This is a genomic window from Gordonibacter sp. An230, from assembly GCF_002159915.1.
Classification (GTDB): Bacteria; Actinomycetota; Coriobacteriia; order Coriobacteriales; family Eggerthellaceae; genus Rubneribacter.
The window spans coordinates 56,037-82,051 of sequence record NZ_NFJP01000016.1; the positions used below are offsets into that span (position 1 = coordinate 56,037).

At 60.0% G+C, this 26,015-nt stretch carries 24 protein-coding genes; 18 read left to right on the forward strand and 6 right to left on the reverse strand.

The window, feature by feature from the left end; genetic code table 11:
* Positions 1 to 20: 20 nt before the first annotated feature.
* From B5F40_RS09625 to B5F40_RS09665, 9 genes are all read left to right on the forward strand, one after another.
* Positions 21 to 479, forward strand: a complete 459-nt coding sequence (locus B5F40_RS09625; RefSeq protein WP_087194121.1) for a PaaI family thioesterase — start codon at positions 21 to 23, stop codon at positions 477 to 479.
* A gap of 30 nt (positions 480 to 509) precedes the next feature.
* A complete protein-coding gene (locus tag B5F40_RS09630; protein WP_087194122.1) occupies positions 510 to 1,877 on the forward strand; it encodes a phytoene desaturase family protein in 1,368 nt (455 codons plus the stop codon).
* Between the two features lie 21 nt (positions 1,878 to 1,898).
* A complete protein-coding gene (locus B5F40_RS09635; RefSeq protein ID WP_087194147.1) occupies positions 1,899 to 3,140 on the forward strand; it encodes a CoA transferase in 1,242 nt (413 codons plus the stop codon).
* Positions 3,140 to 4,675: a class I adenylate-forming enzyme family protein gene (locus B5F40_RS09640; RefSeq protein WP_140396471.1), complete on the forward strand. Its 1,536-nt coding sequence runs from the start codon at positions 3,140 to 3,142 to the stop codon at positions 4,673 to 4,675. Before B5F40_RS09635 ends, B5F40_RS09640 begins: the two co-directional genes overlap by 1 nt.
* A gap of 16 nt (positions 4,676 to 4,691) precedes the next feature.
* Positions 4,692 to 5,981: an FAD-dependent oxidoreductase gene (locus tag B5F40_RS09645; protein WP_087194124.1), complete on the forward strand. Its 1,290-nt coding sequence runs from the start codon at positions 4,692 to 4,694 to the stop codon at positions 5,979 to 5,981.
* A complete protein-coding gene (locus B5F40_RS09650) occupies positions 5,978 to 6,277 on the forward strand; it encodes a ferredoxin family protein (protein WP_446718591.1) in 300 nt (99 codons plus the stop codon). The genes B5F40_RS09645 and B5F40_RS09650 overlap by 4 nt, the downstream gene beginning before the upstream one ends.
* Before the next feature lie 79 nt (positions 6,278 to 6,356).
* Complete coding sequence (locus tag B5F40_RS09655; protein ID WP_087194125.1) at positions 6,357 to 6,926, forward strand: helix-turn-helix domain-containing protein; 570 nt, start codon at positions 6,357 to 6,359, stop codon at positions 6,924 to 6,926.
* 64 nt (positions 6,927 to 6,990) lie between these two features.
* Entirely contained in the window at positions 6,991 to 7,710 is a 720-nt protein-coding gene (locus B5F40_RS09660; RefSeq protein WP_239442991.1) for a zeta toxin family protein, read from the forward strand.
* 78 nt (positions 7,711 to 7,788) lie between these two features.
* Positions 7,789 to 8,277: an ATP-binding protein gene (locus B5F40_RS09665; protein ID WP_239442988.1), complete on the forward strand. Its 489-nt coding sequence runs from the start codon at positions 7,789 to 7,791 to the stop codon at positions 8,275 to 8,277.
* Between the two features lie 154 nt (positions 8,278 to 8,431).
* On the opposite strand, the gene B5F40_RS09670 is transcribed toward B5F40_RS09665, so the two are convergent.
* Complete coding sequence (locus tag B5F40_RS09670) at positions 8,432 to 10,012, reverse strand: response regulator transcription factor (protein WP_087194128.1); 1,581 nt, start codon at positions 10,010 to 10,012, stop codon at positions 8,432 to 8,434.
* Positions 10,013 to 10,239: 227 nt separating this feature from the next.
* Here B5F40_RS09670 and B5F40_RS09675 point away from each other — a divergent pair, with 227 nt between their 5' ends.
* The 9 genes from B5F40_RS09675 to leuS all read left to right on the forward strand — a co-directional run bounded on the left by B5F40_RS09675 (position 10,240) and on the right by leuS (position 20,260).
* Positions 10,240 to 12,660: a DMSO/selenate family reductase complex A subunit gene (locus B5F40_RS09675; RefSeq protein WP_087194129.1), complete on the forward strand. Its 2,421-nt coding sequence runs from the start codon at positions 10,240 to 10,242 to the stop codon at positions 12,658 to 12,660.
* A gap of 11 nt (positions 12,661 to 12,671) precedes the next feature.
* Positions 12,672 to 13,292, forward strand: coding sequence for a DMSO/selenate family reductase complex B subunit (locus tag B5F40_RS09680; protein ID WP_087194130.1), 621 nt, complete (start codon positions 12,672 to 12,674; stop codon positions 13,290 to 13,292).
* Between the two features lie 120 nt (positions 13,293 to 13,412).
* Positions 13,413 to 14,042, forward strand: a complete 630-nt coding sequence (locus B5F40_RS09685) for a DMSO/selenate family reductase complex B subunit (protein WP_087194131.1) — start codon at positions 13,413 to 13,415, stop codon at positions 14,040 to 14,042.
* An 11-nt stretch (positions 14,043 to 14,053) separates the two neighbouring features.
* Positions 14,054 to 14,737, forward strand: a complete 684-nt coding sequence (gene dmsD / locus B5F40_RS09690) for a Tat proofreading chaperone DmsD (RefSeq protein ID WP_087194132.1) — start codon at positions 14,054 to 14,056, stop codon at positions 14,735 to 14,737.
* 6 nt (positions 14,738 to 14,743) lie between these two features.
* Complete coding sequence (locus tag B5F40_RS09695) at positions 14,744 to 15,613, forward strand: dimethyl sulfoxide reductase anchor subunit family protein (protein WP_087194133.1); 870 nt, start codon at positions 14,744 to 14,746, stop codon at positions 15,611 to 15,613.
* 71 nt (positions 15,614 to 15,684) lie between these two features.
* Complete coding sequence (yaaA, locus tag B5F40_RS09700; RefSeq protein ID WP_087194134.1) at positions 15,685 to 16,443, forward strand: peroxide stress protein YaaA; 759 nt, start codon at positions 15,685 to 15,687, stop codon at positions 16,441 to 16,443.
* Positions 16,444 to 16,512: 69 nt separating this feature from the next.
* Complete coding sequence (locus B5F40_RS09705; protein WP_087194135.1) at positions 16,513 to 16,896, forward strand: hypothetical protein; 384 nt, start codon at positions 16,513 to 16,515, stop codon at positions 16,894 to 16,896.
* A complete protein-coding gene (locus tag B5F40_RS09710; protein ID WP_140396472.1) occupies positions 16,893 to 17,300 on the forward strand; it encodes a type II toxin-antitoxin system VapC family toxin in 408 nt (135 codons plus the stop codon). The genes B5F40_RS09705 and B5F40_RS09710 overlap by 4 nt, the downstream gene beginning before the upstream one ends.
* 245 nt (positions 17,301 to 17,545) lie before the next feature.
* Positions 17,546 to 20,260 (forward strand): leucine--tRNA ligase, encoded by a 2,715-nt coding sequence (gene leuS / locus B5F40_RS09720; protein WP_239442989.1) that lies wholly within the window; start codon positions 17,546 to 17,548, stop codon positions 20,258 to 20,260.
* Between the two features lie 158 nt (positions 20,261 to 20,418).
* Here the strand turns inward: leuS and B5F40_RS09725 are convergent, their stop codons facing one another.
* The 5 genes from B5F40_RS09725 to B5F40_RS09745 form a co-directional block, all read right to left on the reverse strand.
* The gene (locus B5F40_RS09725; protein ID WP_087194136.1) at positions 20,419 to 23,787 is read right to left on the reverse strand and encodes a DEAD/DEAH box helicase family protein; all 3,369 of its coding nucleotides are present in this window, start codon (positions 23,785 to 23,787) and stop codon (positions 20,419 to 20,421) included.
* Positions 23,788 to 23,793: 6 nt separating this feature from the next.
* The gene (locus tag B5F40_RS09730) at positions 23,794 to 24,072 is read right to left on the reverse strand and encodes a hypothetical protein (protein ID WP_087194137.1); all 279 of its coding nucleotides are present in this window, start codon (positions 24,070 to 24,072) and stop codon (positions 23,794 to 23,796) included.
* Positions 24,069 to 24,551 (reverse strand): DUF3990 domain-containing protein, encoded by a 483-nt coding sequence (locus B5F40_RS09735; protein WP_087194138.1) that lies wholly within the window; start codon positions 24,549 to 24,551, stop codon positions 24,069 to 24,071. The genes B5F40_RS09730 and B5F40_RS09735 overlap by 4 nt, the downstream gene beginning before the upstream one ends.
* Positions 24,548 to 24,772 carry a DUF3791 domain-containing protein gene (locus tag B5F40_RS09740; protein ID WP_087194139.1) on the reverse strand — a complete coding sequence of 75 codons (225 nt, stop codon included), beginning with the start codon at positions 24,770 to 24,772 and terminating at the stop codon, positions 24,548 to 24,550. The genes B5F40_RS09735 and B5F40_RS09740 overlap by 4 nt, the downstream gene beginning before the upstream one ends.
* Before the next feature lie 68 nt (positions 24,773 to 24,840).
* Positions 24,841 to 26,015, reverse strand: a 1,175-nt coding sequence (locus tag B5F40_RS09745; protein WP_140396473.1) for a restriction endonuclease subunit S, incomplete at its 5' end; no start/stop codon positions are given.

Genomic DNA, 26,015 nt, shown 5'->3' on the forward strand with positions numbered 1-26,015 from the left:
CAATGCAAGGAGGAAGCGCAATGGATCAAGCGTATTTGGGCGGTTTGGCGAGGAACGTCAACGAGGGGCCGACCCCCTTCGTCAATCTCGCGAAGCTCCAACCGGAAATCGTCGAGGAGCGCCATGTGCGCCTGGGCCTTCCGATTCAAGGACTTCATATGAACCATGTGGGAATCGCGTATGCGGGAAGCGAGTTCGTTTTGGCCGAGATAGCGGGTGGCACCTTGTTCATGGCCACCTATGGCGACGACGAGTTCGTGCCCATTCTCAAAGGCGTCGATATCAAGTTCTTGAAGCCGGGAACGAAAGACCTTCATGTTGAACTTGCTTTGACCGAGAAGGAGGCCGAAGAGAAGATCGGGCCGGTGCGCGAGCGCGGACGCGGCGATTATTTCCTGGCCGTTGAAGTGCGTGATGCGGACGACGACGTGGTTGCGGCTTTCGACTTCAACTACTACGCCCTCCCCGCCCAGAAGTAGCAATCGGTTGCTCGAGAAGGAGGATTCGATATGAAACGCTATGATGCGATCGTCATTGGTGCGGGTGTCGGTGGCTTGGGTGCCGCCTTGCTCATGGCGAGCGCGGGCAAGCGCGTGGCCTTGTTCGAGAAGCGTGCGTGGCCCGGCGGGCGCATCGGGTCGTCGAAGCGCGACGGCTTCACGGTCGATTTCGGAGTGCACCTTATTTCCCGGGGAGAGAAAGGTCCCCTCATTCAGCTGCTCGACCGCTGCGGCGTCGACCACGGCATCGAGTTCACGAAGGTGCGCCCCATACAGTCGACCGGCGGCGAGAATTTCAAGTTCCCGCAGGATCTCAAAGGCCGTGTGCCCGATAAGGATTTTGACGCCGTCATCAAAATGGTGACGGATGTGAAGGGCATGAGCGACGAAGAGACGCACGAGTTCGACAGTCAAACGCTTGAGGAGTTTCTCGATGGGTACACAACCGATCCGTTCGTGCATGCGTGCGTGAGCCAGATCGGCTTCATCTATTGCTGCATTCCTGAGTATCGCTTGTCGGCGGGCGAGTTCGCACGATGCTTGAAGTGGGAGGCCGAGGCCCATGCGTCGGGGTATCCCTCCGGAGGCTGCATCGCCATTCTGAACGCGTATATGAACGGTTTGGAGCAGTATGGCGTCGATACGTATTTCGGCACGCCGGTCGACAAGGTCGTCGTCGAAGGCGGGAAAGCCGTCGGCGTGCTTGCCGGCAGGGAGGAATATCGTGCCGACATGATCGTGTCGAATGCCGGCATCCAGGAGACCGTCTCCGATCTGGTGGGTGCGGAGCACTTCGACGCGGCTTACGTCGACTACGTGAAAAGCCTCGAGATATCGTTCGTGTCCATCATCGCGCGCTTTGCGCTCGACACGGTCATCAGCCCTGAGATCAAGATGCTGTCGGGCTTCTCGTCGGTGCCCGTCAAGGAGTACAACGACAAGCTGATGGCGGGCGAGGTGCCCGAGGAGTTGAACTCGTTCATCGTCGTGCCGTCGAGCTTCGATTCGTCGGTGGCGCCCGAGGGCAAGCAGCTCGTCATGATGACGACGGCTGTTCCTGCGGGCATCAAAGACGAATACTGCCCGGCGATCCTAGAAGCGCTCATCGATTTGGCTGAGACCCATTTCCCGGGGTTGCGCGAGCATGCGCTTTTTGTCGAAAAGGTCTTCCCTTCCGACGCCGCTCGGATCATGGGGGAAGACGGCGCGGGCATCGGCATCGCCCAGCAGGCGGGTCAGGCTGGCAAAGACCGTCCGGCCATCAAAACTCCGGTCGAAGGCCTGTACATCGTCGGGGCCGAGGCCGGCGGTGCCGGTGTAGGCACCGAACTCGCAGCCAACAGTGCTATCGAGTTCTTCGACACGTACGTGGCGTAACGCGAAGGGGGCGTGGAGAACATGGCGAAGCGAAGCGATATACCTGCATTCGGAAACCTCCAGGGGGTCAAGGTTGTGGTGTCGGCCGTGTCGACGGCCGGGCCTTTTGCGGGGGAGTTGTTTGCCGAAAACGGTGCCGACGTCATTTGGCTCGAGCCACCGAAGGGTCTTGATCCGTATCGATGGACGCAGGATGGATGGGGTGTGCAGAACGAGCATCGCAACATGCGCAACCTCATGCTCGATGTGGTTTCGCCCGAAGGGCGCGACGTGTTTTTGAAGGTCATCGAGGATGTCGACATATTCATTGAGGCTTCCCGTGGAGGGCAATGGGAAAAGTGGGGTTATTCCGACGAACTCTTGTGGGAACGCAATCCCCGTTTGGTGATCGGCCATATGTCGGGTTACGGGCTTACGGGCGACCCTGCTTACGTGAATTTACCCGGGTACGACTTCACGGTGAACGCATTTTCGGGTCTCATGTACTTGAACGGGTACAAAGATGGCCCTCCTTATATGATCCAGAAATTCGTGACGGATTACTATGCGGGATTGTTTGCGTATGGCTCGGCGCTTGCCGGATACGTGAGCGCCTTGCGTTCGGGGAAGGGGGAAAGCTTCGACCTCGCTCAGTACGAGGCGGCTGTGCGCTGCCAAGCAGGTCTGTTCGGGAAATGGTTCGAGAAGCGTATCCAAGAAGAGCGCGGTGCCGGCGCTCCTCGCGACAACATCTCGGCTGGTGCGGGGTACTACGAATGCGGGGATGGCGAAGGCGTGTACCTGTTCACGGCAGGCGCGTCTACGGTGAAGAAGGCCGTGGAGTTCTTCGGGCTCGAATACGGAAGCGACTTGTTTCCCGAGGGCATGCCGTCGGTGGGCATCAACTCCGAAGGGGCGCCGGTGTTCGACGCGGCCATCGAATCGTATGCAGCTGAGCATACCGCGGCCGAATTCGCCGAAGCTATGGCCGAGATCGGCATCCCGTGCTCGGTGGTCATGAATTACGAGATGATGGAGAGCCATCCGCACTACCTTGCTCGCGGCACGTGGGTTGAATGGGATACCGTCGATGGCAAGCGCGTGAAAGGCGTGACGTCGGTGCCGCGTTTCTCCAACCGTCCCTCGAAGATTTGGCGCGGGTGTCCTTCCCAAGGCATGGACAACGAAGACATTCTGGCCGAGGCGGGCTTCGACGAAGACGATATCGCAGCGCTCTACGACAAGGGCGTGCTGCGCAAGTCGGACTACGTTGGCGGGCTTTGATGGCGCCGCGGTCGCTTTCCGAAGCTTTCGACGCGTCGGTCTTGAGCCATTGCGACAAAGTTGCTGTGCGCTTCAAGGGCAGGGAGCTCACGTACCGCGATCTTGGGGCACGGGTCAAGAAGCTGGCCGGAGGGCTTGCGGCGCTTGGTGTTCGCTCGGGGGATCGCGTTGTCATGATCAGCGCGAATCAGCCTGCTTGCATGGAATGTTTGCTTGCTTGTCTGCGCGTGGGCGCGGTGTACGAGCCGTGCAACGTCAGGCTCGCCCCGTCGGTTACCAAACGCGTGATCGAGCGGTCGGGCGCAAGCGTGGCGGTGGTGTCCGGGGAACTGTATCCTGCGATGCGCGAGCTCTTTGAGGAGGTCGCGCATCCGGTTCGTGTGGTGGTGACGGGGGCATCGCCGGATGAGGCGCACGATGGCGCGATCGACTACGAGAGGCTCGTCGAGGGGTCGTCTCCTTGCGATTCGAGCGTTCGCGTTGCCTCTTCCGACGTTGTGTTGCTTTTGCACACGAGCGGCACGACTGGTCTGCCACGCGGTGTCCTGCATACGCACGAGGCGCTTGCGAGGCGTGTTGCCGCCGATCAGCGGACCATGGCATTCGAAGAGGGTTGCGTCACGCTGTGCGTGCTCCCTTTGTTCCACGTGACGTTCGTGTCGGCGCTCATCACGTTGCTTGTGGGCGGCGAGCTGGTCATGGCGAGCTCGCGCAAGGCGACCGACCTGCTTGCCGCCATCAAAGACTTCGGCGTGACGCATCTGTGCGTAGTGCCCTTTTTGCTCAGGCTTATTGTGGCGCAAGTGCAGCGAGAGAGAGCGTGCATCGACACGCTTCGCTTTGTTATTTACGGTGGGGAGCCGGTTGACGAGGGGTTGCTCGCCTGTTGCCAGGAGCTATTCTCATGCAAGTTCATGCAGGGCTACGGGATGACCGAGACATTGGGAGCGGTGACCATGTTGCTGCCCGAGCATCATCGGCATGCTGAAAATCTTCTCACGGCTGGCATGCCGCTGCCGGGCGTGGAGGTGAGGATCATCGACGACGGCGGCGAAGAGCTTCCGCAGGGTGTCGCGGGGGAGGTGACGGTCAAAACCGACACGCTTATGAAAGGCTATGCGTGCGACGAGGAGCGCACACGCCAAGTGGTTCGCGACGGGTGGTACCTTACGGGCGATATAGGCATGCTCGATGATCGGGGATTCCTTGTTTTGATTGATCGCAAGAGCAACATGGTCATCACGGGCGGCGAGAACGTGTATCCGCTTGAAGTGGAGCGATGCATTCGCATGCTCGACGATGTCGCGGATGTTGCGGTTGCGGGCGTGCCCGACGCGTACTGGGGCGAGTCCATCGTGGCGTGCGTCGTGCGTGTTGATGGATCGTCCCTGACGGAGCGAGACGTGGTGGCTCATTGCGCGCACTGTCTGGGCGGGTACAAGAAACCGCGAAAGGTGATATTCGCGCAGAGGATTGAGCGCGGTGCGTCGGGGAAGGTGTCCAAGGCATTTCTCGACGAATTGATTGGCCGATAGAGGGAGGCTGAAGTTTATGGCAGCTGATTTCGACGCAATCGTGGTGGGCGCTGGCTGCGCGGGCTCGGTTGCGGCTTATGTGCTGGCAGCCAAGGGGAAGAGCGTGCTGCTTGTGGAGCGCGGCGAGGATGCCGGTTCGAAGAACATGACGGGTGGGAGGCTGTATGCCCATGCGCTTCGCGAGGTGCTGCCGCATTTTGAGGACAACGCCCCTCTCGAGCGCAAGATAACAACCGAGCGCATCTCTCTTATCACTCAGGATGAGTGCACGACGGTGTCGTTCGCCTCGCCTCGTTTGGGCGAGGCTGCCTGTGATTCGTATGCGGTGCTGCGCGGCCCATTCGACCGCTGGCTTGCTTCTCAGGCTGAAGATGCTGGTGCCGAGTGCGTGTTCGGCATCGCTGTCGAGGACGTGCTGTGGGATGAGGATCGCATCGCCGGCATAGTGGCGGGTGGCGATGCTCTGACTGCCGAGGTGGTCATCATAGCCGATGGCGTGAATTCGCTGCTGACCGAGAAGGCGAAATTGGCGTCGCGTCCTCGGCCGCATCAGATTGCCGTTGGCGTGAAAGAGACCATCGCCTTGTCCGAGCGCGTCATCAGTGATCGGTTTTGCGCAGCTGACGGCGAGGGGTCTGCATGGCTTTTTGCCGGTGCCGCCACGCAGGGGCATGTGGGAGGCGGCTTCCTTTACACAAATCGCGATTCCATATCTATAGGACTCGTGGCCACCTTGTCTGATTTGTGCACATCGGCGGTGCCGATCTACCAGATGATGGAGGACTTCAAGGCGCATCCTTCCATCGCCCCTCTTTTGCGAGGCGGTTCGCTTGCGGAGTATTCTGGCCACCTGATTCCAGAAGGGGGTTTGGCGATGGTGCCCGAGCTTTGCCGCGATGGGTGCCTTGTGGCGGGAGATGCGGCAATGCTGTGCATTAACCTGGGATACCAGGTGCGAGGGATGGACTATGCCATCGCGTCGGGGCGCATCGCCGCCGAAGTGGCCGCTGAAGCGCTTGATGCGGGCGACACGTCGGCGAATCGTTTGTCGGCATACAAGCTAAAGCTTTCCGAGAGCTTCGTGCTGAAGGATATGCAGGCGCATCGCGATTTCCCGGCGTTTATGGAAGGGACTCCGCGCATATTCAAGGGCTATCCCGAGATGGCGGCTGATATCATGCGGGGCATGTTCGCGGTCGACGGTTCGCCGGTGAGGCCGATGAAGCGCATCGCGATGGAGCCGGTGAAGAGAATGGGCGTGCTCACGTTGCTCAAGGATGTTCGAAGGGGGATGAGGGCGCTGTGATTGATGCGGCTTCTTGGACGGTCAATGTGGATGAGAAGTTGGCCGTCGACAAGTTCAACGTCGACGAGGAGAACGCGCATATTGTGGTGCGCTCCCGTCCCAGCGAAGCGGAATTCGATAAGTTGGTGCTGTGCTGTCCGGCGGGTTTGTACAAGCGCACTCCCGAAGGCGAGACCGAGTTTGACTATGCGGGATGCCTTGAATGCGGCACGTGCCGTATATTGTGCGGCGACACTATTTTGGAAAAGTGGACGTTTCCGCAGGGAGGCATGGGCGTGTCGTATCGATACGGCTAAAGAATCCTCGGCCATCTCTGGTATTAAATTCGATCATATGATAAACTCCTCTCAATCACATGATTGAGAGGAGTTTGCTATGCCGCACGATCTTACCGCGCAGGACGTGAAGCGCATTCGGGAGAAGTACGGGTTGACGCAACAGGGGTTCGCCCGCCTGCTGGGGCTCGGCGAGGCGAGCGTGGTGCGTTACGAGAACGGGCAGAAGCCGAGCAAGGCGAACGCGAACCTCATACGCGCGGCGGACGACCCCGCTTTCATGAAGGGCTGCCTCGAGCGCGACGGCGAGCTGCTTTCCGCCGGCCAGCGTGAGAAGACAGAAAAGATCGTGTACGCGCTGGTTTCCTTCGACGAGGATGGGGGCATTATGGACATCAATGAGATGTACGAGATCACGCTGCAGCAGGAAGTGCTGATCGAGCAGATTGCCGATCTTGCGGGAAAGGTGTCGAACCTGCTCATTGCCGCACGTGACAATGGGGATGCGATTGCGGAGGCGATTTACGAGGATGTGCTTAAGCAACTCGCTTTGATTCGGCCGAACATCATCCGGCGGGAGAATTCGAATGCTCCCAAATTGTCCGAAATCAGGGGTCAAATTGCATGTTTGAAGAGCATCGCCGAAAGGCGCGAGGCGAAAGCGGCTTAATATGGGGAAGCTTGAAGACTATTCAGATGATGAATTCCGTGCGCGGTTCCAATTAATTGTAAGCATGCTTCTTGCGGATGTATCGTGCGTTCCGGCTGACCATCCTCGCGCATTTCTGCTTGGCGGGCAGAGCGGCGCAGGAAAAACAACGCTGCATCGAATGCTTCAGGACTCTTTCAACGGCAACGCGATCGTCGTCAACGGCGACGAATACCGCTCGCGGCATCCTCGGTTCCGCGAGATCGCCGCGCGCTACGGCGTCGATGGTCCTGCGCATACGGCGGCGTGGGCGGGGCGTATGGTCGAAGCCGTTGTGGACGCGCTGTCCGTGATGAGCTACAACCTTGTGATCGAGGGGACGCTGCGCACGTCCGAGGTGCCGCTTAAAACGGCCGCGCTCTTGCGCGAGCGCGGCTATGCGGTTTCTCTCGCGCTCATGGCCGTGAAACCGGAGATATCGCTTATCAGCTGTCAGCTGCGCTACGAGCAGATGCGCCTTGCGGGCACCGAGCCGCGCGCGGTGGATCCCGCGCACCACCTCGCCATCGTCAAGGCCATCGTCGGGAACTTGAAAACGCTTGAGGATTCGGGCCTGTTCGACAACGTGGGCCTCTATTCTCGCAGCGAGCAGTGCCTGTTCGATAGCGCCGGCGGCGAGGGACGGGCGAGCGAAGCCCTTGAGCGCATCCTTTTCGGGGAATGGACGGAGGAGGAGCGCGCCCATCTTGCCTATCTGGATCAACGTCTGCAGGCTCTGCGCTGTTGCGATCCTGTTGAAGGGTAGCGTAGGGCAGGGTTGCGAGAGGCGCTTGCGAACTGCCTGGTGAATGCAGATTACTATGGTCGGTGTGGATTGGTCGTCTTGAAAACACCAGAGTGCATTGAGCTTGCGAACCCCGGCGGGTTCCGAGTCGATGTGGACAAGGCCCTTGCAGGGGGCGTCTCCGATCCACGCAATGCGACGATGGCGAAGATGTTCTCCCTCGTCGAGATAGGGGAGCGTGCGGGTAGCGGTCTTCCGAAAATCGTCGATGGATGGAGGGCGTGCGGTTTGCCGCAGCCCATCATCACGGAGTCGTTCGGCCCCGATCGCACGGTTTTGGTGTTGCCGCTTGAAACCCGGCGGCAAAAACCGGCGGCAAAAACCGGTCGAATAACGCATGAGAAAGAGCAGGCCGTCATCGGCTTCCTTGCGAGCGAGGGATCGGCGAAAACAGGCGAGGTGGCGGCTGCGCTCGATCTCGGGTTGTCGCGGACGAGGGAGGTTCTTTCTGGCATGGTCGCCAAGGGTATTGTCGTTTCCGAGGGGACGGGACGCGCCCGCGCGTATCGGTTGCCGACGGCAGACTGAATCGCGGGGCAAGACGCGTCGCTCGCTTCGCTCGGTCTGCGAGCGGCTGGTCTTCGCCACTCTCGGCCTGGCATTTGGCGAAGATGCTCGCTCGCGGTGGGAGCGTTTGCTTGCGGCGAAGATGCCCGCTTGCGCGTCTTGCCGTCCGTTTCGGTCAGCATCTTTGGGAGGACCCCTCGTCACTCACCACCGGTGCGAACGAGTTGACGAGGTCGATAAGCTCCTGCTTCTTGTGCACGTTGAGCTTCGCGTAGATGCGCTTCGAATGCATGCGCACGGTGTTCTCGGAGATCACCAGCTCTTCGGCGATGCGCACCACGGTCTTTCCGCGCACGATGTGCTCCATGACTTCGGTTTCTCGGGCGCTCAGCCGGTACTCTTCGCGGATGCGCGCCACTTGCTTGGAGATGCGGTCTTGGTAGACGGGTTCTTCGTCGTTGGGGATGCTCTGGGGCGATCTGGCTTTGCCGGCACTCTGCCGTCCGGGCCATGCTGCATGCGGTTGCGTACGCGACACGAGTTCAACATCGGGAATGACGGGAGGAAGGGCGCTCACGGCGGTGCGGAAACCTCCTTGTCCGAAGAAATGCATGAATCCCAGCAAGTATCCCGCTCCGAGAGCGACCACTGCATGTGGCGAAAGGCCGGGGATGGACGTTTGCGCGGCCAGCGTTCCGCCGATGAACCCCGCATCGTGCAGCGCGTACACCACGCCGCCGAAGAATCCGTACACGAACACGGGGTTCGTGCCATGGTCGCGCGAGGCTTGCGCGCATTGGATCATCATGAGCATGATGGCGACGCTGTACGCCGCATGCAGCGCGGCTGCCAGCCACTGGGCGTATCGGTCTCCCAAAAACGGCAGCAGGACGAACCCGGTTATGACGACCGGGAACACGATGCGGAACAGAGCAACCACGTTCAGCCGCACGCTCTTGAATTGCCAGAGCACCAAGAACGTGACGGCGGTGACCAGCGACGCGCCCATGGAAAGCGCGTTCACGAACGAGCCGATGGAGGGGTCGTCTATGGCGAGCGCCCGCATGAGGCCTGCGCACAGTCCGAGCGATCCGATGCACAGCGCGGGTCGGGCCAAGTTGATGATGGCCTGGCGGTAGACGCCCGCGTTCTTCTTCGGCACGTCTTCGAACATGGGCTGGCTGAAGTCGATCTCGCGGCTTCTCAGCGAAATGGCCAGCGCGAAAAACGGCATGATGATCAGGGGGATGAGGTAGACGGTGACGGCGCGGGGAATGAGGTGCAGCGCGAAGTACAGCACCGAGGCGTACGCCGTGCCCAGAATGAGGTCGTGGTTGCCGGCGTCGGAGTCCTCGCTGGCGAACAGGCGCTGCCACAGCATGTAGAATCCGGCTGATCCAACGCCGATGAAGCCTCCTCCTGCGATGACGAGCGGCAGCGTCCAGCTATCGAGGTACATCGACCCGATGAGGCAGAACCATCCCAGCAGGTACGGTACTGCGGACAGGCGCACGATGAACAGCCTCGTAGGGCCTGGCATGCGATAGGAACCCACGATGCTGAGGAAGAAGCACGCGGCGAACACGAGCGATTCGACCAGGAAGAACCAGAACAGCATGTGCGGCTCTTGCAGTTTTATCGGTAGGAAGGGAAACACGCCGCCCCAGGCTCCCGCAGCGTTCACGGCGAGGAACGACGCGTACCCGAACGATGTGGCGTTCGGCTTGAAGGCGCGCAGTATGTTCGCCGCGTTCACGATGATCCCTCCCAAGAAAACCGTCGGTCGACAGGATTTCCCCTGTTCAGTATAACGGCATTAAGCGGGCGCAAGGAGTGGCTACCCGAATGCAAGCCGATTGTCTGAACAGGCGAAACGAAAAATGTACATATTTCATGTAACACGCGGGTAGCGCTTGAGGCCTACAATGCGCGGTGTTTCGGCCACGCGAAACGCATGATCAGACGAGAGAGCAAGGAGGGATCATGACGAAAACGAAAAAGCGCGACGTTTCCCGCCGCGCGTTCGTGAAAGGCTCGGCGCTCGCCGGTTTGGGCGCGGCTGTTCTCGGAAGCGGAGCCCTGTTCGGCTGCGCGCCGAAGAGCGAGAAGGAAGCCGCCCAAGACGCCGCGAAAACGGTCGAGGAGAAGGTGGTGTGGACGCATTGCGCGGTGAACTGCGGTAGCACGTGCGCGCTCCAGTGCCATGTGGTGGATGGCGAAATCAAGTACATCGAGTCTGACAACACGGGCAGTTCCGAAATGGACCAGCCTCAGCTGCGTGCCTGTCTGCGCGGGCGTTCCATCCGTCGTTGGCTGCAGAGCCCTGATCGCTTGAATTATCCCATGAAGCGCGTCGGCAAGCGTGGCGAAGGCAAGTTCGAGCAGATCAGCTGGGACGAGGCCATAGATACCATAGCGAGCGAACTCAAACGTATACGCGAGACGTACGGCGACGAATCTATCACAGTTCATTACGCTTCGGGCGTTTCATCTGGGCTGATGGGTAGCACGGTGGTGAATCGTCTTATCAATCTAAGTGGTGGATGCTTGAACTACTATGGCTCGTACAGCTCAGCTCATATTTCGGCTGCAGGTACGTACACCTATGGAGGTGGTACGTACGGTAGCAGCTTCCTCACTTTGCAAGATAACCAGCTGGTGGTCATGTTCGGCAACAGTCCTGCTGACACTCGCATGGGCGGCGCGGGGCACACGCACGATTTCGCTTGGATGCGCGAAGAGAAAAACCTCGAGGTCATCAACATCGATTGCCGCATGAACGACACGGTGTGCGGGCAGGGCGGCGAATGGATTCCCATTCGCCCCGGAACCGATGGCGCGCTGTGCGCGGCGCTCGCATACGAGATCATCAACAACGGTTGGGCCGATGAGGGGTTCCTGCACACGTATTGCGTGGGCTACGACGAGGAGACCATGCCCGAGAGCGCTCGGGGGCATAACAAGTCCTTCAAAGACTATATCTTGGGAACCGGTTACGACATGGTGCCGAAAACCCCGGAATGGGCTGCTCCTATCACGCTTATCCCTGCTGAGAAGATCAGGGAGCTGGCCGAAAAGATTGGCACGACGAAGCCCGTGTACATCTGCCAGGGTTATGGGTCCCAACGTCACGCGAACGGCGAGATCACGGCGCGCGCCATCATGGTGCTTCCCCAGTTGGTTGGGCAGATAGGCCTGCCAGGTACTTCTGACGGGCGTCGCGAGGGAAAGTCGGCGTTTGCCCTTTCCAGCTTCCCTGCGGGTGAGAATCCGGTGAAAACGAATCTTCCCACGTTCATGTGGCCTGATGCCATACGCAGAGGCGAAGAGCTGACCGCCCTCAACGCGGGTGTCCAGCAAGCTGAAAAGCTGTCGTCCAGCATCAAATTCATATTCAACTATGCGGGCAACACGCTGACGAACCAGCATTCGGATATCAACGGCACGCACGATTTGCTGCAAGATGAGTCGTTGTGCGAGTTCATCGTGACCAGCGAAGTGTTCATGACCGACTCGGCAAAGTACTCGGATATCATCATCCCCGACTTGACGCTGCAAGAGCAGTACAGCCTTTCTGCCAACGGATACGCTGACAACATGGAGGCCCTCATTTACGGAAGCCCGGTGTATGAGCCTAAATTCGAACGTCGGGGCATCTACGAGGTGTGCGTCGACATCGCCGACAAGTTGGGCATCAAGGACGAGTTCACCGACGGGGGCAAGACGCGCGAGGATTGGTTGCGTCAGATTCTTGACGAGTCGCGTGAAAAATACCCCGAACTGCCCGATTGGGACACGGGCATGGCCCAAGGCGTGTGGAAGCGCGTTCCCGAACCAACAATCAGCCTGAAAGATTTCATCGACGATCCCGAGGCCAATCCGCTTAAAACCCCGTCCGGAAAGATCGAGATATACTCCGAAACGTTAGCCGGTTTTGCTGATACATGGGAGTTGGCCGATGACGAGGTGATTAGCCCCATTCCCGAGTTTGACCCTGGATTTGAAAGCTATGTCAACCTGACAGATGAATACCCTCTGCTTATCACTGGCTTTCATTACAAGGCGCACACGCATTCCTCCTATGCCAACAACGAGATCATCCAGGCGACGGCTCAGCATGTCGCGTGGGTGAATCCGGTGGATGCGGAAAAACGCGGGATAGAAGATGGCGATACCATTCGGGTGTTCAATGACCGCGGCGATATTCGCATCGAGGCAAGGGTGACGCCGCGCATCATACCGGGCACGGTCGCCATTCCTCAGGGCATGTGGCATGACGCCGATATGAGCGGCGATCGCATCGACTACGGCGGCAACATCAACACGTTGACGATCTATCGCCCGTCGCCGCTTGCGAAGGCTAATCCGCAGCATAGCAACATCGGCCAAATTGAAAAGGCCTAAGGGGGTAGAGCATGACTCAGTATGGGTTTCATTTTGACGGCAAGCGCTGCACGGGGTGCAAAACCTGCGTGCTGGCGTGCAAGGACAACAAGGATCTGTCTGCCGAAGTGTCGTTTCGCAACGTGTACGAGTACGGCGGCGGCACATGGACGCAGGTCGACGGACTTTGGAGCACCGACACGTTCACCTATTACGTATCCGTCGCGTGCAATCATTGCGACAGCCCGTTGTGCTTGGCGAACTGCTCGCAGGGGGCTATCTCTAAGGATGTCGACACGGGCATCGTGACGGTGGATCCCGAGAAGTGCAACGGATGCGGCTCGTGCGTCGCCGCATGTCCGTACGGTGCGCCGAAGGTGAACGAAGAGACCAAGAAGGGCATGAAGTGCGACCTGTGCGCCGACCGCGTGGCGCAGGGCGAGCAGCCCATCTGCGTGGAGGCATGTCCTTTGCGCGCGCTCGATTTCGGAGAGGTATCCGAACTGCGCGAGAAGTACGGCGAGGTGGCCGAGATTGCTCCGCTTCCTAGCGCCGACGAGACGAAGCCGAACATCGTGATCACCGAGCCCGTGAACGCAAAGCCGGTTGGAGACGAGACGGGATCGGTGCTCAACGAGCGCGAGATCGCGTAAAATCTTCTGAGCGTAGCCAAACGGGTGCCGCGCGATCTGAAGCGCGGCACCCGATGTCGCGTTCGGCACGTTGCAGGGGGCGATGGCGCATCCGCGCGGTTGGCGGCAGGGGAGGATACGGTGGAGCAAGTCGGCTTCTATTTCAATGCGAAGAGGTGCACGGGATGCAAAACGTGCGTGCTCGCGTGCAAAGACTACCGCGATCTTGACGCGTCCGTTTCGTTTCGCCAGGTGTACGAGGTGGCGCATGGCAGTTGGGCGCAGGATGATCGCGGGTGCTGGGCGCACGATTGTTTCGCATTCTACGTGTCCTGCGCGTGCAACCACTGTTCGAGTCCTGCATGCATGGAGGTGTGTCCGACGGGTGCCATGGGGAAAAACGAGCTGGGATTGGTGAGCGTGGACGAGCGCCGCTGCATCGGCTGCGGATACTGCGCGCTGTCGTGTCCTTACCACGCGCCGAAAGTCGACCGCGCCGTGGGACACAGCGCGAAATGCGACGGGTGTGCCGAGCGGGTGGCCGCAGGTGGAAAGCCCATCTGCGTGGAGGCATGTCCGCTGCGCGCGCTCGACTTCGGCCCCATCGTCGAGTTGCGAGCCCGTTATGGCCGGGCAGTCGACATGCCTCCGCTGCCCGACTCGTCGATAACGGCTCCCAACCTGGTGCTGAGCCTTCCTGCGTGCATGGGGGAAGATGCCGACCGGGTGTTTGCGGAAGGCATGGTTTGCAATGTACGCGAGCTTGTATGAAAGGGGTGACCATGGAAGCCCTGAACGGTGAACCGAGAGACGGCGAATTTCAAACCGACGAGAGTCGGGCGGTGCTCGAAGCCGTCGCCTTCGCGGGCGACGCTTTGGCCCCGTTCTTCCTGCAGGACCCCTTGACGGGGGATGCGGAGGCGTCCTTCGGGGCGATTGCCGCGCTCGACCCTGCGGCTGCCGCTGCGGAGTGGCCTTTCGTTGCCGAGGACGAGGCGCGTGCTGACCTCGGTCTGATGGTCGCCGGCCTCGCAGATGGTCGGGAGGCTGACGGCCTCGTGTGGGAGTACCGCCGCCTGTTCGTGGGTCCCGCGCCCAAGCCGGCCCCGCCGTGGGGCTCGGTGTACACTGATCGCGAATGCGTGGTGTTCGGCGCATCCACGCTGGAGCTGCGCCGATGGATGCGCGAGCACGGCGTTAAACGCCTGGGGGGCGAGGGGGAGCCCGAGGACCATATCGGCCTTATGCTGGCGCTTATGGCCCACCTCGCACGCAACCAACCCGCCGATCTTGACGAATATCTGCAGAAGCATCTGCTCACCTGGTCGTCGCATTTCCTCGACCAGCTGGCCGAGGCGGCGCGGCAACCCTTCTACGAGGGGCTCGCGCGGCTGGCGAAGGCTACGCTCGAGGGCATCCAGAACGTGCGCGGCCTCGAGGTGTCCTATCCGCGTTTTTACCGGTAGACGCGCATGACGACCGGTTTCGCCACCGCTTTCAACGAGATCACGCTCGTTTTGTTCACGACGCTCGCGCCGTCGGGCGCGGCGGCGTACGCCATCATGGGCGCGGCGATGCTGTGGGCGCGTGGCGACGAACGAAAGCGGGTGGGCCGCGCGCTGCTCATTCCCTTTCTCGTGACGCTTGTGGGCTTGGTGGCTTCTGCCACGCATCTCGGCAATCCCGACAACGCGTTGTACGTGTTCTCCCGCGTGGGGCGCAGCCCTTTGTCGAACGAGGTGTTCGCAGCCGTGCTGTTCCTGAGCGCGTCGGGTTTGCATTGGCTCTACCAGTTCGCCGAACATGCGCGTCTGCGCGTGCTGAATGCGCTGATGGGGATTGCCATCCTCGCCTCGTTCGCATTCGTGGTCTCGGTGGCGCTCGCCTATAGCAGTCGCACGGTGGTCACGTGGGACACCCCCTTCGTTCCCGTCGCGCTGTGTTTGAACGCGCTGATCGGCGGCCCGGTGCTGGCCATCGCTGGTCTGCGGTTCGCGCGGTGGGGGCCGCTTGAAGGGAAGGCGGGTTGGGCGCTGCTCGCGCTCTCGCTGGCGGCGCTTGTGGCGAATACGGGCGTGTATGTCGCCCAGGGCGCGAACGTGCTGTCTCTGCGGAACTACCTCGTGTCCGCCGAGCAGCTTGTGCCGACGTACGGTGCGATGGTGGTTGCGTTTTGCGCGTTGGCGGCGGCTGGGCTCGCGGTGGACATGGCGGGGCTGCTGCGCGGGCGTGGCGTGTCGAAGGCGTCGTCTGCCGCTGCGTCGGCGCTCGTGCTCGCCGGCATTTTCGTGATGCGCTTCGCCTTCTACATGATGCACATGACTTACGGGATCAGCCTGTAGCGCTTCGTCTTCGCGCGATGTGCTACGCTTGCAGGGTGGTTTCTGGGACGGTTTCCGAGGAAGGACGAGGCATGCGCATCATCATATCCCCGGCTAAGAAGATGAACGTGGTGGACGATGCGTTCGGGTGGAGCGAGTTGCCGATGTTCGCTGACGAGGCCGCGCGGCTGGCCGACGTGGTGCGGGCGCTCTCCTACGAGGAGGCGAAGGCGCTTTGGCAGTGCAGCGACGCGCTTGCCGAGCTCAACTTCGAGCGTTTCCGCACGATGGACGTGCGCGGCGACACAACCGCGCTCACGCCGGCGGTGCTTGCGTACGAGGGCATCCAGTACCAGCACTTGGCTGCGCGCGTGATGACGGCCGATCAGCTGGACTACCTGCAGGAGCACCTGCGCATCCTATCGGGCTTCTACGGCGTGCTGCGTCCTTTCGACGGCGTGGCGTCCTATCGCCTCGAGATGCAGGCGAAGCTGGCGGTGGGCGGCGCGCGCGACCTCTACGGGTTCTGGGGCGATGCGCTGTTCCGGGCGATTGCCGCCGAGACGAACGTCATTGTGAACCTGGCGTCGGTCGAGTACGCGAAGGCGGTCGTGCCGCATGCCCGGCGCGCAGGCTGCCGCGTGGTCACCTGCCTGTTCGGCACGATAGACGCGCGCGGTCGTTTCGTCCAGCGCGCGACGGCTGCGAAGGCCGCGCGCGGCTCCATGGTGCGCTGGTGCGCCGAACGCAGCATTGAACGCCCTGACGACCTGCGCGTATTCGACGTGAGCGGCTACGCGTACGATGAGAAGCGCTCGGATGCCGACACGCTGGTGTTCGTGCAAGGGTAACTTCCTTCAGACACGTGAGCATGATATCATGCAATAGGCATGAAAAACGGATGCTGATAGGAGGAATGCATGCCCGCTTTGCAGGTGAAGGATTTCCCCAGCGATCTGTACGACCAGCTGCGTGAATGCGCGGCGGCGCAAGACCGCAGCATCTCCCAGCAAACCGTCCACGTGCTGCGAGAGTACCTGCACGCGTATCGTCAAGGAGGCGGGTCTGCTAGCTGGGTCGTTCGTCCTGCTGTCGAAAGGCCCGATGCGGTTTCTCGGACGTGTAGTCGAACTGCGGAAACTCCTGAAGAGCGTTCGGAGCGACGCAGGAAACTGTTCGAGCGAATCGACGCGCTCCCGAAGTTCGAGGTTCCCGACGATTTTCCCGAGCCGGCGGAGATCGTGCGCCAGATGCGCGAGGAGCACGATGACCGCATCGTTCCCGAATTGAGCCACATCCGATGATCGTGCTCGATTGCAGTGCGGCGGCGGAAATAGTGCGGGGCACCTCGCGCGGCTATGGTTTTCGCTGCCTGATGCTGAAGAACGAACACGTCATTGCCTCGGAGCTGTTTTGTGCCGAGGTGCGTAATGCGTTTTGGGAGTACACACGTGCTGGATTGCTCTCCGTTGAGGATGCCGAGGCGCATATAACGGAGGCTCTCGGCCTCGTTGACGAATTCGTTCCCCTCGAGGAGAACGCTGCGGAATCGTTTGCCGAGGCGGTGCGGCAGGGTCATTCGGTGTACGACCTGTTCTACGCCACGCTTGCTCGGCGCAATGCGGCAACCCTGTTCACTGCCGACAAAAAACTTGTCGCCCTCTGCGGGCGCATGGGCGTGAACTGCGTGTGCGAGGCGGAATTCTAGCCGCCGCGCATCCGCCTTGGCGTTCTGAATGGGGTTGGGGCTCGCGTTACGTTCGCTTGCGCGGCCGCCTTGCGAAGTCGCTCGTATCCTCCGACGTTCGGTTCGGCCTGCCGATCGGCCCGTTCACCTGGGTTGGCAGCCCACGCCGCCGCATCCGGCCTGCCGGGTTCGGGAGGGTCTTGCTGATGTATAATGAAGCATTGCGCATTGGCGCGCAGGTTGACGGACGCGAAAAGGTAGCGAGCATGAAACAGTACAACCCGCATGAGATCGAGCCCCGCTGGCAGAAGGAGTGGGCCGATGCCGATCTGTACAAAGTGACCGAGGACGCCTCCAAGCCGAAGCGCTACGTGCTGGAGATGTTCCCGTATCCCTCGGGCGACATCCATATGGGCCACGTGCGCAACTACACCATCGGCGACGTCATTGCGCGCTACTCGAAGATGCGCGGTTTCGACGTGCTGCACCCGATGGGCTGGGACGCGTTCGGGCTGCCCGCCGAGAACGCCGCCATCAAGCACAACAGCCATCCGGCGAAGTGGACCTACGCCAACATCGACACGCAGAAGGCCAGCTTCAAGCGCATGGGCTTCTCCTACGACTGGGACCGCACCGTGGTGGCGTGCGACCCCGAGTACTACCGCTGGGGCCAGTGGATCTTCCTGCAGTTTTGGAAGCGCGGGTTGGTGGAACGTCGCAACAGCCCGGTGAACTGGTGTCCGAACTGCCAGACCGTGCTGGCGAACGAGCAGGTGACCGAAGGCGAGTGCTGGCGCTGCCACGGCGAGGTGGAGAAGCGCGACCTCACGCAATGGTACTTCAAGATCACCGACTACGCGCAGGAGCTGCTCGACGACCTGGATCAGCTGGACGGCTGGCCCGAGCGCGTCAAGCAGATGCAGGCGAACTGGATCGGCCGCAGCGAGGGTGCGGAAGTGGACTTCACGTTGGTTCCGCGTGAAGACGCGCAGTTCGTTCGTAACGTCAGCGAGGCCGCTTCCGAGGGTGAAGATTGCGGTGAAAGCCTGACGAAGCGTGCTTCTGCACGTGAGGAAGGCTTGGAGCCGCAAGGTTCTCCCTCGGAAGCGGCCGCAGCGTCGGCTTGTCCGTCGGCTGATAAGCCGACGGAACAGAAGATCACCGTGTTCACCACGCGCCCCGACACCCTCTTCGGCTGCTCGTTCTTCCTGCTGGCGCCCGAGTATCCGGGCCTCATGGACCTCGTGGCCGGCACCGAGTACGAGGCTGCCGTGCGCGAGGTGGTGGAGCGGGCCGCCAAGGTGAGCGCCGTGGAGCGCGCGCAGGGCGACCGCGAGAAGCACGGCGCGTTCACCGGGCGCTACATGGTGAACCCCATCAACGGCGAGAAGGTGCCCGTGTGGGTGGCCGACTACATCGTGAGCGACTACGGCACCGGCGCGGTGATGGCCGTGCCGTGCGGCGACCAGCGCGACTTCGAGTTCGCGCGCAAGTACGACCTGCCCATCATCCCCATCATCTTGGGCGAGGACGACCCGCTGTATCCGCAGCTCGCCGGCGTGCGGGAGCGCCGCGTGACGAGCGTGGACTGGGAGCGCGCCTACGACGCGGAGGGCGTGCTGGTGCAGTCCGGCAAATACACCGGCCTCGTGGGCGGCAAGCACAGCCCCGCCGTGGACGCCATCATCGCCGATTTGGAGGCTGCGGGCACGGGCCGCAAGAAGGTGGAGTTCCGTCTGCGCGACTGGCTCATCAGCCGCCAGCGCTACTGGGGCAATCCCATTCCGGCCATTCACTGCCCGGAATGCGGTCTTGTGCCGGTGCCGGAGGAGGATCTGCCGGTGCGGCTGCCGGAGGACATCGACCTCGCGGCGGGCGAGACGCTTGCCACGCATGAGGCGTTCGCGCAATGCACCTGTCCCGTGTGCGGCGGCCCCGCGCGGCGCGAGACGGACACGATGGACACGTTCACCTGCTCCAGCTGGTACTACCTGCGCTACACCGACCCGCATAACGACGCTGCGCCGTTCGCGTCCGAGAAGGCGAACCGCTGGATGCCGGTAGACCAATACATCGGCGGCATCGAGCATGCCATCCTCCACCTTCTGTATAGCCGTTTCTTCACGAAGGTGCTGCGCGATATGGGGATGCTCGAGGTGGGCGAACCTTTCAAGAACCTCTTGTGCCAAGGCATGGTGAAAGACGAGCATGGCGAGACGATGAGCAAGTCGAAGGGCAACGTCATTGCGCCCGAGGACATGATCGCCGAGTACGGCGCCGATGCCGTGCGCGCCTACATCCTGTTCATGGCCCCGCCCGACAAGGACCTTTTGTGGGACGAGGGCGGCTTGGCCGGCATCTACAAGTTCATGAACCGCGCGTGGCGCATCGTGTGCGATTTGGCGGGCGTCGCTGGCGAGGACACGCTCTTCGCGGGCGGCGAGCCTTCCGTGGAGGCGGCGCACAAGGCGTCGAAGACGGCGCTGCGCGAGCGCCATCGCGTGGTGGGCAAGGTGATCGACGACTTCGACCGCAACAACTTCAACACGGCCATCGCCGCCATCATGGAGCTGTGCAACGCGACGAGCGAGTACCTGCGCACGGTGCCGCAGGGGATGCGCCGCTCGTGCGATCACGCGCAGGCGTTCGACATCGACCTGGCAGAGGCCATCGTGAAGCTCATGGCCCCCATTGCGCCGCACTGGGCCGAGGAGCTGTGGCACGGCGCCCTGGGTCACGAGGATTCGGTGCACGTGCAGCCGTGGCCCCAGTTCGACCCCGAGCAGGCGAAAGCCGACGAGGTGGAGTTGGCCGTGCAGGTGAACGGCAAGGTGAAGGCGCGCATCACCGTGGCCGCCGACGCGCCCGAGGACGACGTGCGGGCCGCGGGCCTCGCCGCCGTGGAGGCCGCGCTTGCCGGCAAGGACGTGAAGAAGGTCGTCGTGGTCCCTGGCCGCCTGGTGAACATCGTCGCGAAGTAGGATTCTTTCTCGCTTTGCCAATTCAGGACGCACTGCGTCCTGAATTGGCATGGGCACACTACCGCCTACTTAACATGCACAGATTCTTCTTGCGCTTCAATTCGTGACGCGGTGTGCCACGAATTGAGTGGCTCACCGCTACCTGCGCAGGGTATATTTTATGCGGCGGGTTCGGTCGCGTTGGCGTGTATCTGTCGTATGATCTGGACGAGCCGCTTCTGCCTACCGTCGTCGAATAGTCGGAAGAACGAGGTCGGTCTGTCGAACGGGGCTTTGGAGAGGGCAGAGGGCTCCATCGAGCCGTTTTCCTCCACGAACTCCACGACCTTTCGGACGAAGGCCATCTGCCGCGGATTCAAGGCCTCGTCGTTGATGAAGTCGGCGAATGCGGCCATGACGGCTTCGTGGTCGAGCCCGGCGATCTTTCGCACCAGCAATCCGAACGGGGTGTCTTCGTAGGCGGTTCGATAGTCCCTCTTCGTGCCCAGCTCTTCGGTGAAAATGCGCTCGAGTTCGTCGAATTCGACTTGGGTCATGGGCAGGTTGTTGTGCAGCTTGTGGATGACAAGCTTGTCTCCGTTCTCGTTGATGTAGCGGTTGACTTTGAGCTTGTAGTCGGCGAACTCTTCGCCGAGGTCGAGCAATTCCCCTTCTTGTCGCGAGGTGATCGGATCGTTCAAACTGGTTGTGACGATGGCGCGCGGGTTTTGGTCTGCGATGAACTTCACGAGGCCGCGCAGCTCTAAGCGCAGATCGTCGAGTTCGATCATGCCCGCCTTGTCCAAGACGCCCTCGGCACTCACTCGCTGGATCGTCGGAAGCTTCTCTTTCACCTGGGGAACCGTCGCCTTCCCTTCAAGCGCGACGGCGATGTTGACGAGCTTGCGCCGGTGCAGTGACGTGCTTTCTCCGCGGATCGCCGCAATCATGTACCCGTACATCAAAGCGTCGAAACGCAGGGCGAACTGGTCGTCCTCGTCGATGCGGACAAGCGGCGCCACGTCGTTTTGGAGCTCTCCGACGTCGGTGTCGCTCAAGGACGAGAACGCGTACTCGTATCCGAACTTCTCCACGGCGTGCATTTTGAGCTTGACCGAAGCCTTGATGGGCTCCTCCTTCAGGCTTTTGGTCAAACTCACCACTTCGTACACCATGCGGGATCGACGCTTTTGATGCTCTTCATCGGCGAACGCGCTGTGTTGCAGAGCGTGTACCAGCTCCACTTCGCGTTTGAAGATGCGCTCCGAAAGGGATTCGGGATTCGCTCCTTCGGCCATGTTCTTCCCCTGGCGGAAGAATTCGAAATTGCCGCAGTAGTCGAATATGAAGAAGCGCCGTTTGTCGGCGTACTCGCCATCAAGGCGATCTTCGGCCCAGATGTCGGGGCAAAGGCGTGTGCCACGACCGATCATCTGCCAGAATTTCGTCTTCGAGCGGACCTGCTTGAAGAACACCAGATTGAGTATCTCGGGAACGTCGATGCCGGTATCCATCATATCGACGGAAACGGTGATCACGGGCAGTTCTTTGAGCTTGAACTGGTCGATGGCGGTATGCGAGTAGTCGTCGCCATGCACAACGCGCCTGATGAACCCGCCTTTAGACAGCCTCGGATACAGCTTTCCGAAACGCTCCACGATATAGTCCGCATGACGCTTGTTCTGAGCGAAGATGATCGTTTTGCCAAGGAGTTCGCCGCCGTGAATCTTGATACCGTTCTCCATAAGGTCTTGCAGCACCATCTCGACGGTTTTCTCGTTGAAGACCCATGAATTCAACTGTGACGAGGGGGTAAACTCCGGGGCGTTGGTTCCATAGGCCTCTTCCCAATCGTCGTCATAGCGTTCGCGGTCGCTTTCCGACAGTTCGTCGTAGGTTATGCCCTCTTCCAGAAATTTGGTGCTGACCTCGATATTAAAATAGGGCACCAAGTAATGATCTTGGTAGACGGCGGTACGGTAGTCGTACACGTAGGTGGGAACGCCGCGCTCCACCTCGAAGAAATCGTAGGTGTTCCTGTCGACCTCGTCTTTAGGCGTGGCGGTGAGGCCCACCACTTTCGCGTCGAAGTAGTCGAATATGGCGCGGTACTTCTTGAAGATGGAGCGATGCGCCTCGTCGACGATGATCAGATCGAAATGCGCGGGCGTGTACAAGCGCTCGCCCTCGTCGTTCTGCAAGTTGTCGATGGCGTTGAGGATGGTCGGATAGGTGGAGAATACAATGCGCGCGTCTTTGTTTTCCTGCTTGTCCTTCGCCTCGCAGAGGTTGCAAAGGCTCATCTGGGGCAAGTACTCTTGGAAAGAGTGCTTGGCTTGGCTCACCAGCGCAACGCGATCTGCCAAGAAAAGCGCGTTCGTCATCTGATTGGCGCGCGCGAGTACATTGACGAGCCCGGCGGCGGTGCGGGTCTTTCCCGTGCCGGTTGCCATGACGAGCAGGCTTTTACGGTGTCCCTCTTCGAAATGGGAGCAGATCGCCTTGATGGCCTCTATCTGGTAATAGCGTCCCGCTATCTTGTCGTCCACGCGCATGCTTTCAAGGGGGAGCATGCTGCCGCGTCGATTCATCAGGCGTTGCAGGTCGTCGCGGGAGAATACGCCCGAGCAGGGGCGCTCGGGCGCTTCGTCGTCGTCGCAGAAGTATGTTTCGAAACCGTTCGAAAGGAAGATGAACGGCTTGTATCCGTACTGCGCTTCGAGGCATTCCGCATAGAGCCGTGCCTGTTGCAAGCCCTTTTTCGGGTCGTGCATGGTGCGCTTGGCTTCTATGATGGCAAGGGGCTTGCCGTTCTTGCCGTTGAGGACGTAGTCGATGTATCCTTTGCCCTCGCTGTTGGGCATTCCAACCACTTCGACTTCGGTTTCGATGCTGTCTTCGGTCCAGCCGGCGTATTGAAGATCGAAGTCGATGTAGCGTCTGCGCGTTTCGCTTTCGGGGATTTCGTCGGGGTTGAACGGCTCGGCATCGGCGGTTTCCGCTTTCGCAGTTGAGAATTGCGAGCGGAGGCGGCGAACCTCTTCCTCCAGCCTTCGGATCTCGTCGTCTTTCTGCTCAAGGAGCGATTCTCGCTGCTTGATGGCCTTCACGTCGAGGGCAAGCTTGACGGCGGGGATTTTTCGCTCGTCGAAAGCGCGCTGCTCGTAGGCCGATCCGTAGCAGTAATCGAGCCACTGCACGAAATCGAACAGGATCCTCAATGCGAGTACGGCATCTTGCGGTTGCAGCTTCTTGTTCGTGTGGACGGAGGTATTTCCCATCTTCACCAAAAGGGGAAGCCGGCTCCAAACCGTGCGGTTGACGGCGAAGCGGAACGTCGGTTCGTGCAAAAGCGATTGCAGGTTGTCCCGATAGGGTTCCTTCATGGTTTCGTCGGCCGCATAGACCCATTTCACCGCCAGTTCAAGCGCTTTGCGGCAGCCCACGACGCACATGGCGGGACTGGTGGCGAACGTGCGCTCCGCTTCGATGCACGCATCTGAGAACAGCGCGTATTCAGGCTTGGAGGCGAGAAAGCCGAAGTTCATGGAGCGTCACTTCCGATCAGGGTTGGCAGAGGGGTTCTTTTCGGGCGAATGCGGAGGATTTCCCTTACGCTTGAGCACCTCGTCGGCCAGGTATTCGGCAGGCAGGTACTGGATGCCCAGCTCTCCCTGTTCGATTTTCAAAGCCAGGTCGCTTTCGTAATACGTCAGCAGCGCTTCGTCTGCCGTCGCGTTCATTTTCTTTGCGAGGATAGCGACGATGTCGGCTTCTTGGCGCTCGATCAAGAAGCTCCCGAGGCTTTTGACGGCGTTCTCGCTTACGTTCATGAGCGCACCTCGTACGATGCGACGAAGGCAAGGGTTTCGTCGATAGCCTCCTGCGTCACGAAGCAGTACTGATCGTTCACCTCATAGAAGCGCAGTGCGTTGAGCGTCGTCTCCATGTCCCATAGTCCTTTGAAATACATGCTGACGGCTTCGTACACTTTGTCGTCGGCCACACCTCCCATGATGAGATCGTAGTCCTTGTATCGAGATCCGCCTCGTCTGCAGTGACAGACGAAATCGACCCAGTCCGCATCGGGCTCTTTGAATTCCAACGTTTTCAAAGAGGTGAGATCGCCCAGTTCGAATTCGCTGACGATGGCGGTGTCGCTGCCATCTAGGAAGGCCTTGCGTTTGGCCCAGCGTTCGGCTTGGGTTCGTATCGAGGTTGCGTAGAATCCTCGGCCAAAATCGAGGTTGGCCCGTGAGAAGCCGATGCGCGGCTTGGAGACGGCGATGCTGGAGCCGTGGAAAAGCCTCATAGAGTCACGCCCCTCTTTTCGGCGAGTTCGGTTATGTCGTTCACGAGGCGCTCCTCGCCGAGGGTGTGCAGCACGTCGTAGAACGGCACGATGTATTCGGAGACGATGTTCGCATCATCGAGCAGGCGAAACGTTTCCGAAGGGGTTTTTTGCCAGCTTTCGGCAACGCGGTGGATGAGGAAGACGCTGAAATCTATTTCGCGAGCTGTCCGTTCGGTCATGCTAGCCTCCTGGGCGGTTTGGCGGTAGCGGATCGCCTGTTTCTGTGCGCAACGATGCTCGGCATGGTTCACCCAAAATACTCTTGGGCGAGGCTGTCGTAAAGCAGCTGCAACTTCTCGATTTGCTGCCGAGCGACAAATTCCAATTTGGCGGCCTGGCGGGCGAAGGCCGCGAACTCCCGTTGGAGCTCCAAAGGCGGTATCGGTATCTCAAGATTGGCGAGTATTTTCTGATTGAGGTTTTGTATATTCGCACCCCGACCCATCATGGCCGATCTCATCGAGCTTGTTTTGAGCGTGCTAAGAAGATATTCAAGATTGGTTTTGTTTGATGTTGACCTGAACCTTATGCAAAAACCGCTGAATGTTACCTTCTGGGACTTAGGAAAAATCGCCAAGCATCTTCCTACAAGCTGTTTATTGCCATTGGAGCGGACGAAGATTACGTCACCGTCTTTCAAGACCTGCGAATCGCCAAGTTCGTTATCAATTCGAATTCTAGAAATAAGGCTCATGTCGTCTATCCGCGACCTGTTTTTGAAATCGCTTACACCTAGACAAGGAATTTCTTGACCGGATTCAGTGGATCTGAAGTTAATTCCGTTCTTTAAATTTCCGAGTGTTGATAACTTTTCCACGGGCCAGTTGTGTGGGTTGTCGACCGGATCCCCGAACATCTCGACAAACCGCGATTTGGCCAGGGATTGGAGGTGGGAGATGAGCGCATTGCTTTGCGCGATCATGCTTTCTAAAGCGTCTAGATTCGCGATCTGCTTCTCGATCTCCTCATCGTTCGGCAGGGTTATCTCCATCTGAGATATCCTGCTCAGCCTAATGGATGGAAACGAAGGATTCTCGATCAGCACGTTAGGTTTATGAAAACGAAAGTAGTGTTCCAGGTATTTCGATATTGGCTTTTTGGGTGTGATGCAGGCAAGGTGGGAAACTACGTAGCATGGCTCAGGGAGATTGTAGATATTCCCTTTCGTGCACGACATTCCGCTTTTTGCAAACAGAACCGTTCCGGAAGGGAATAGTTTAAGGCCCAGCTTCTTCGCTGTATCTTCATTGATTTTCTCCAGCTCTCGAAGGCTGCTTCCTTCCTGCAGTTTTGAGAGGCTGCCAGCGCGAACAAATGGCGTGCCTTCATTGGAGAACTCACTTTTATGCGGAGCGATATTACCGGTTGAGACGATAGCGACATCCCCCAGCCTCACCCGCTCCCCGCTAAACGCGGGTTTGC

Coding starts and splice junctions, on each gene's coding strand:
- B5F40_RS09635 (WP_087194147.1), top strand. CDS start 1,899: ATGGCGAAGCGAAGCGATATACCTGCATTCGGAAACCTCCAGGGGGTC.
- B5F40_RS09725 (WP_087194136.1), bottom strand. CDS start 23,787: ATGAACTTCGGCTTTCTCGCCTCCAAGCCTGAATACGCGCTGTTCTCA.
- yaaA (WP_087194134.1), top strand. CDS start 15,685: ATGCGCATCATCATATCCCCGGCTAAGAAGATGAACGTGGTGGACGAT.
- B5F40_RS09705 (WP_087194135.1), top strand. CDS start 16,513: ATGCCCGCTTTGCAGGTGAAGGATTTCCCCAGCGATCTGTACGACCAG.
- B5F40_RS09710 (WP_140396472.1), top strand. CDS start 16,893: ATGATCGTGCTCGATTGCAGTGCGGCGGCGGAAATAGTGCGGGGCACC.
- B5F40_RS09675 (WP_087194129.1), top strand. CDS start 10,240: ATGACGAAAACGAAAAAGCGCGACGTTTCCCGCCGCGCGTTCGTGAAA.
- B5F40_RS09740 (WP_087194139.1), bottom strand. CDS start 24,772: ATGACCGAACGGACAGCTCGCGAAATAGATTTCAGCGTCTTCCTCATC.
- B5F40_RS09625 (WP_087194121.1), top strand. CDS start 21: ATGGATCAAGCGTATTTGGGCGGTTTGGCGAGGAACGTCAACGAGGGG.
- B5F40_RS09730 (WP_087194137.1), bottom strand. CDS start 24,072: ATGAACGTAAGCGAGAACGCCGTCAAAAGCCTCGGGAGCTTCTTGATC.
- B5F40_RS09640 (WP_140396471.1), top strand. CDS start 3,140: ATGGCGCCGCGGTCGCTTTCCGAAGCTTTCGACGCGTCGGTCTTGAGC.
- B5F40_RS09655 (WP_087194125.1), top strand. CDS start 6,357: ATGCCGCACGATCTTACCGCGCAGGACGTGAAGCGCATTCGGGAGAAG.
- leuS (WP_239442989.1), top strand. CDS start 17,546: ATGAAACAGTACAACCCGCATGAGATCGAGCCCCGCTGGCAGAAGGAG.
- B5F40_RS09735 (WP_087194138.1), bottom strand. CDS start 24,551: ATGAGGCTTTTCCACGGCTCCAGCATCGCCGTCTCCAAGCCGCGCATC.
- B5F40_RS09680 (WP_087194130.1), top strand. CDS start 12,672: ATGACTCAGTATGGGTTTCATTTTGACGGCAAGCGCTGCACGGGGTGC.
- dmsD (WP_087194132.1), top strand. CDS start 14,054: ATGGAAGCCCTGAACGGTGAACCGAGAGACGGCGAATTTCAAACCGAC.
- B5F40_RS09660 (WP_239442991.1), top strand. CDS start 6,991: ATGCTTCTTGCGGATGTATCGTGCGTTCCGGCTGACCATCCTCGCGCA.
- B5F40_RS09630 (WP_087194122.1), top strand. CDS start 510: ATGAAACGCTATGATGCGATCGTCATTGGTGCGGGTGTCGGTGGCTTG.
- B5F40_RS09645 (WP_087194124.1), top strand. CDS start 4,692: ATGGCAGCTGATTTCGACGCAATCGTGGTGGGCGCTGGCTGCGCGGGC.
- B5F40_RS09695 (WP_087194133.1), top strand. CDS start 14,744: ATGACGACCGGTTTCGCCACCGCTTTCAACGAGATCACGCTCGTTTTG.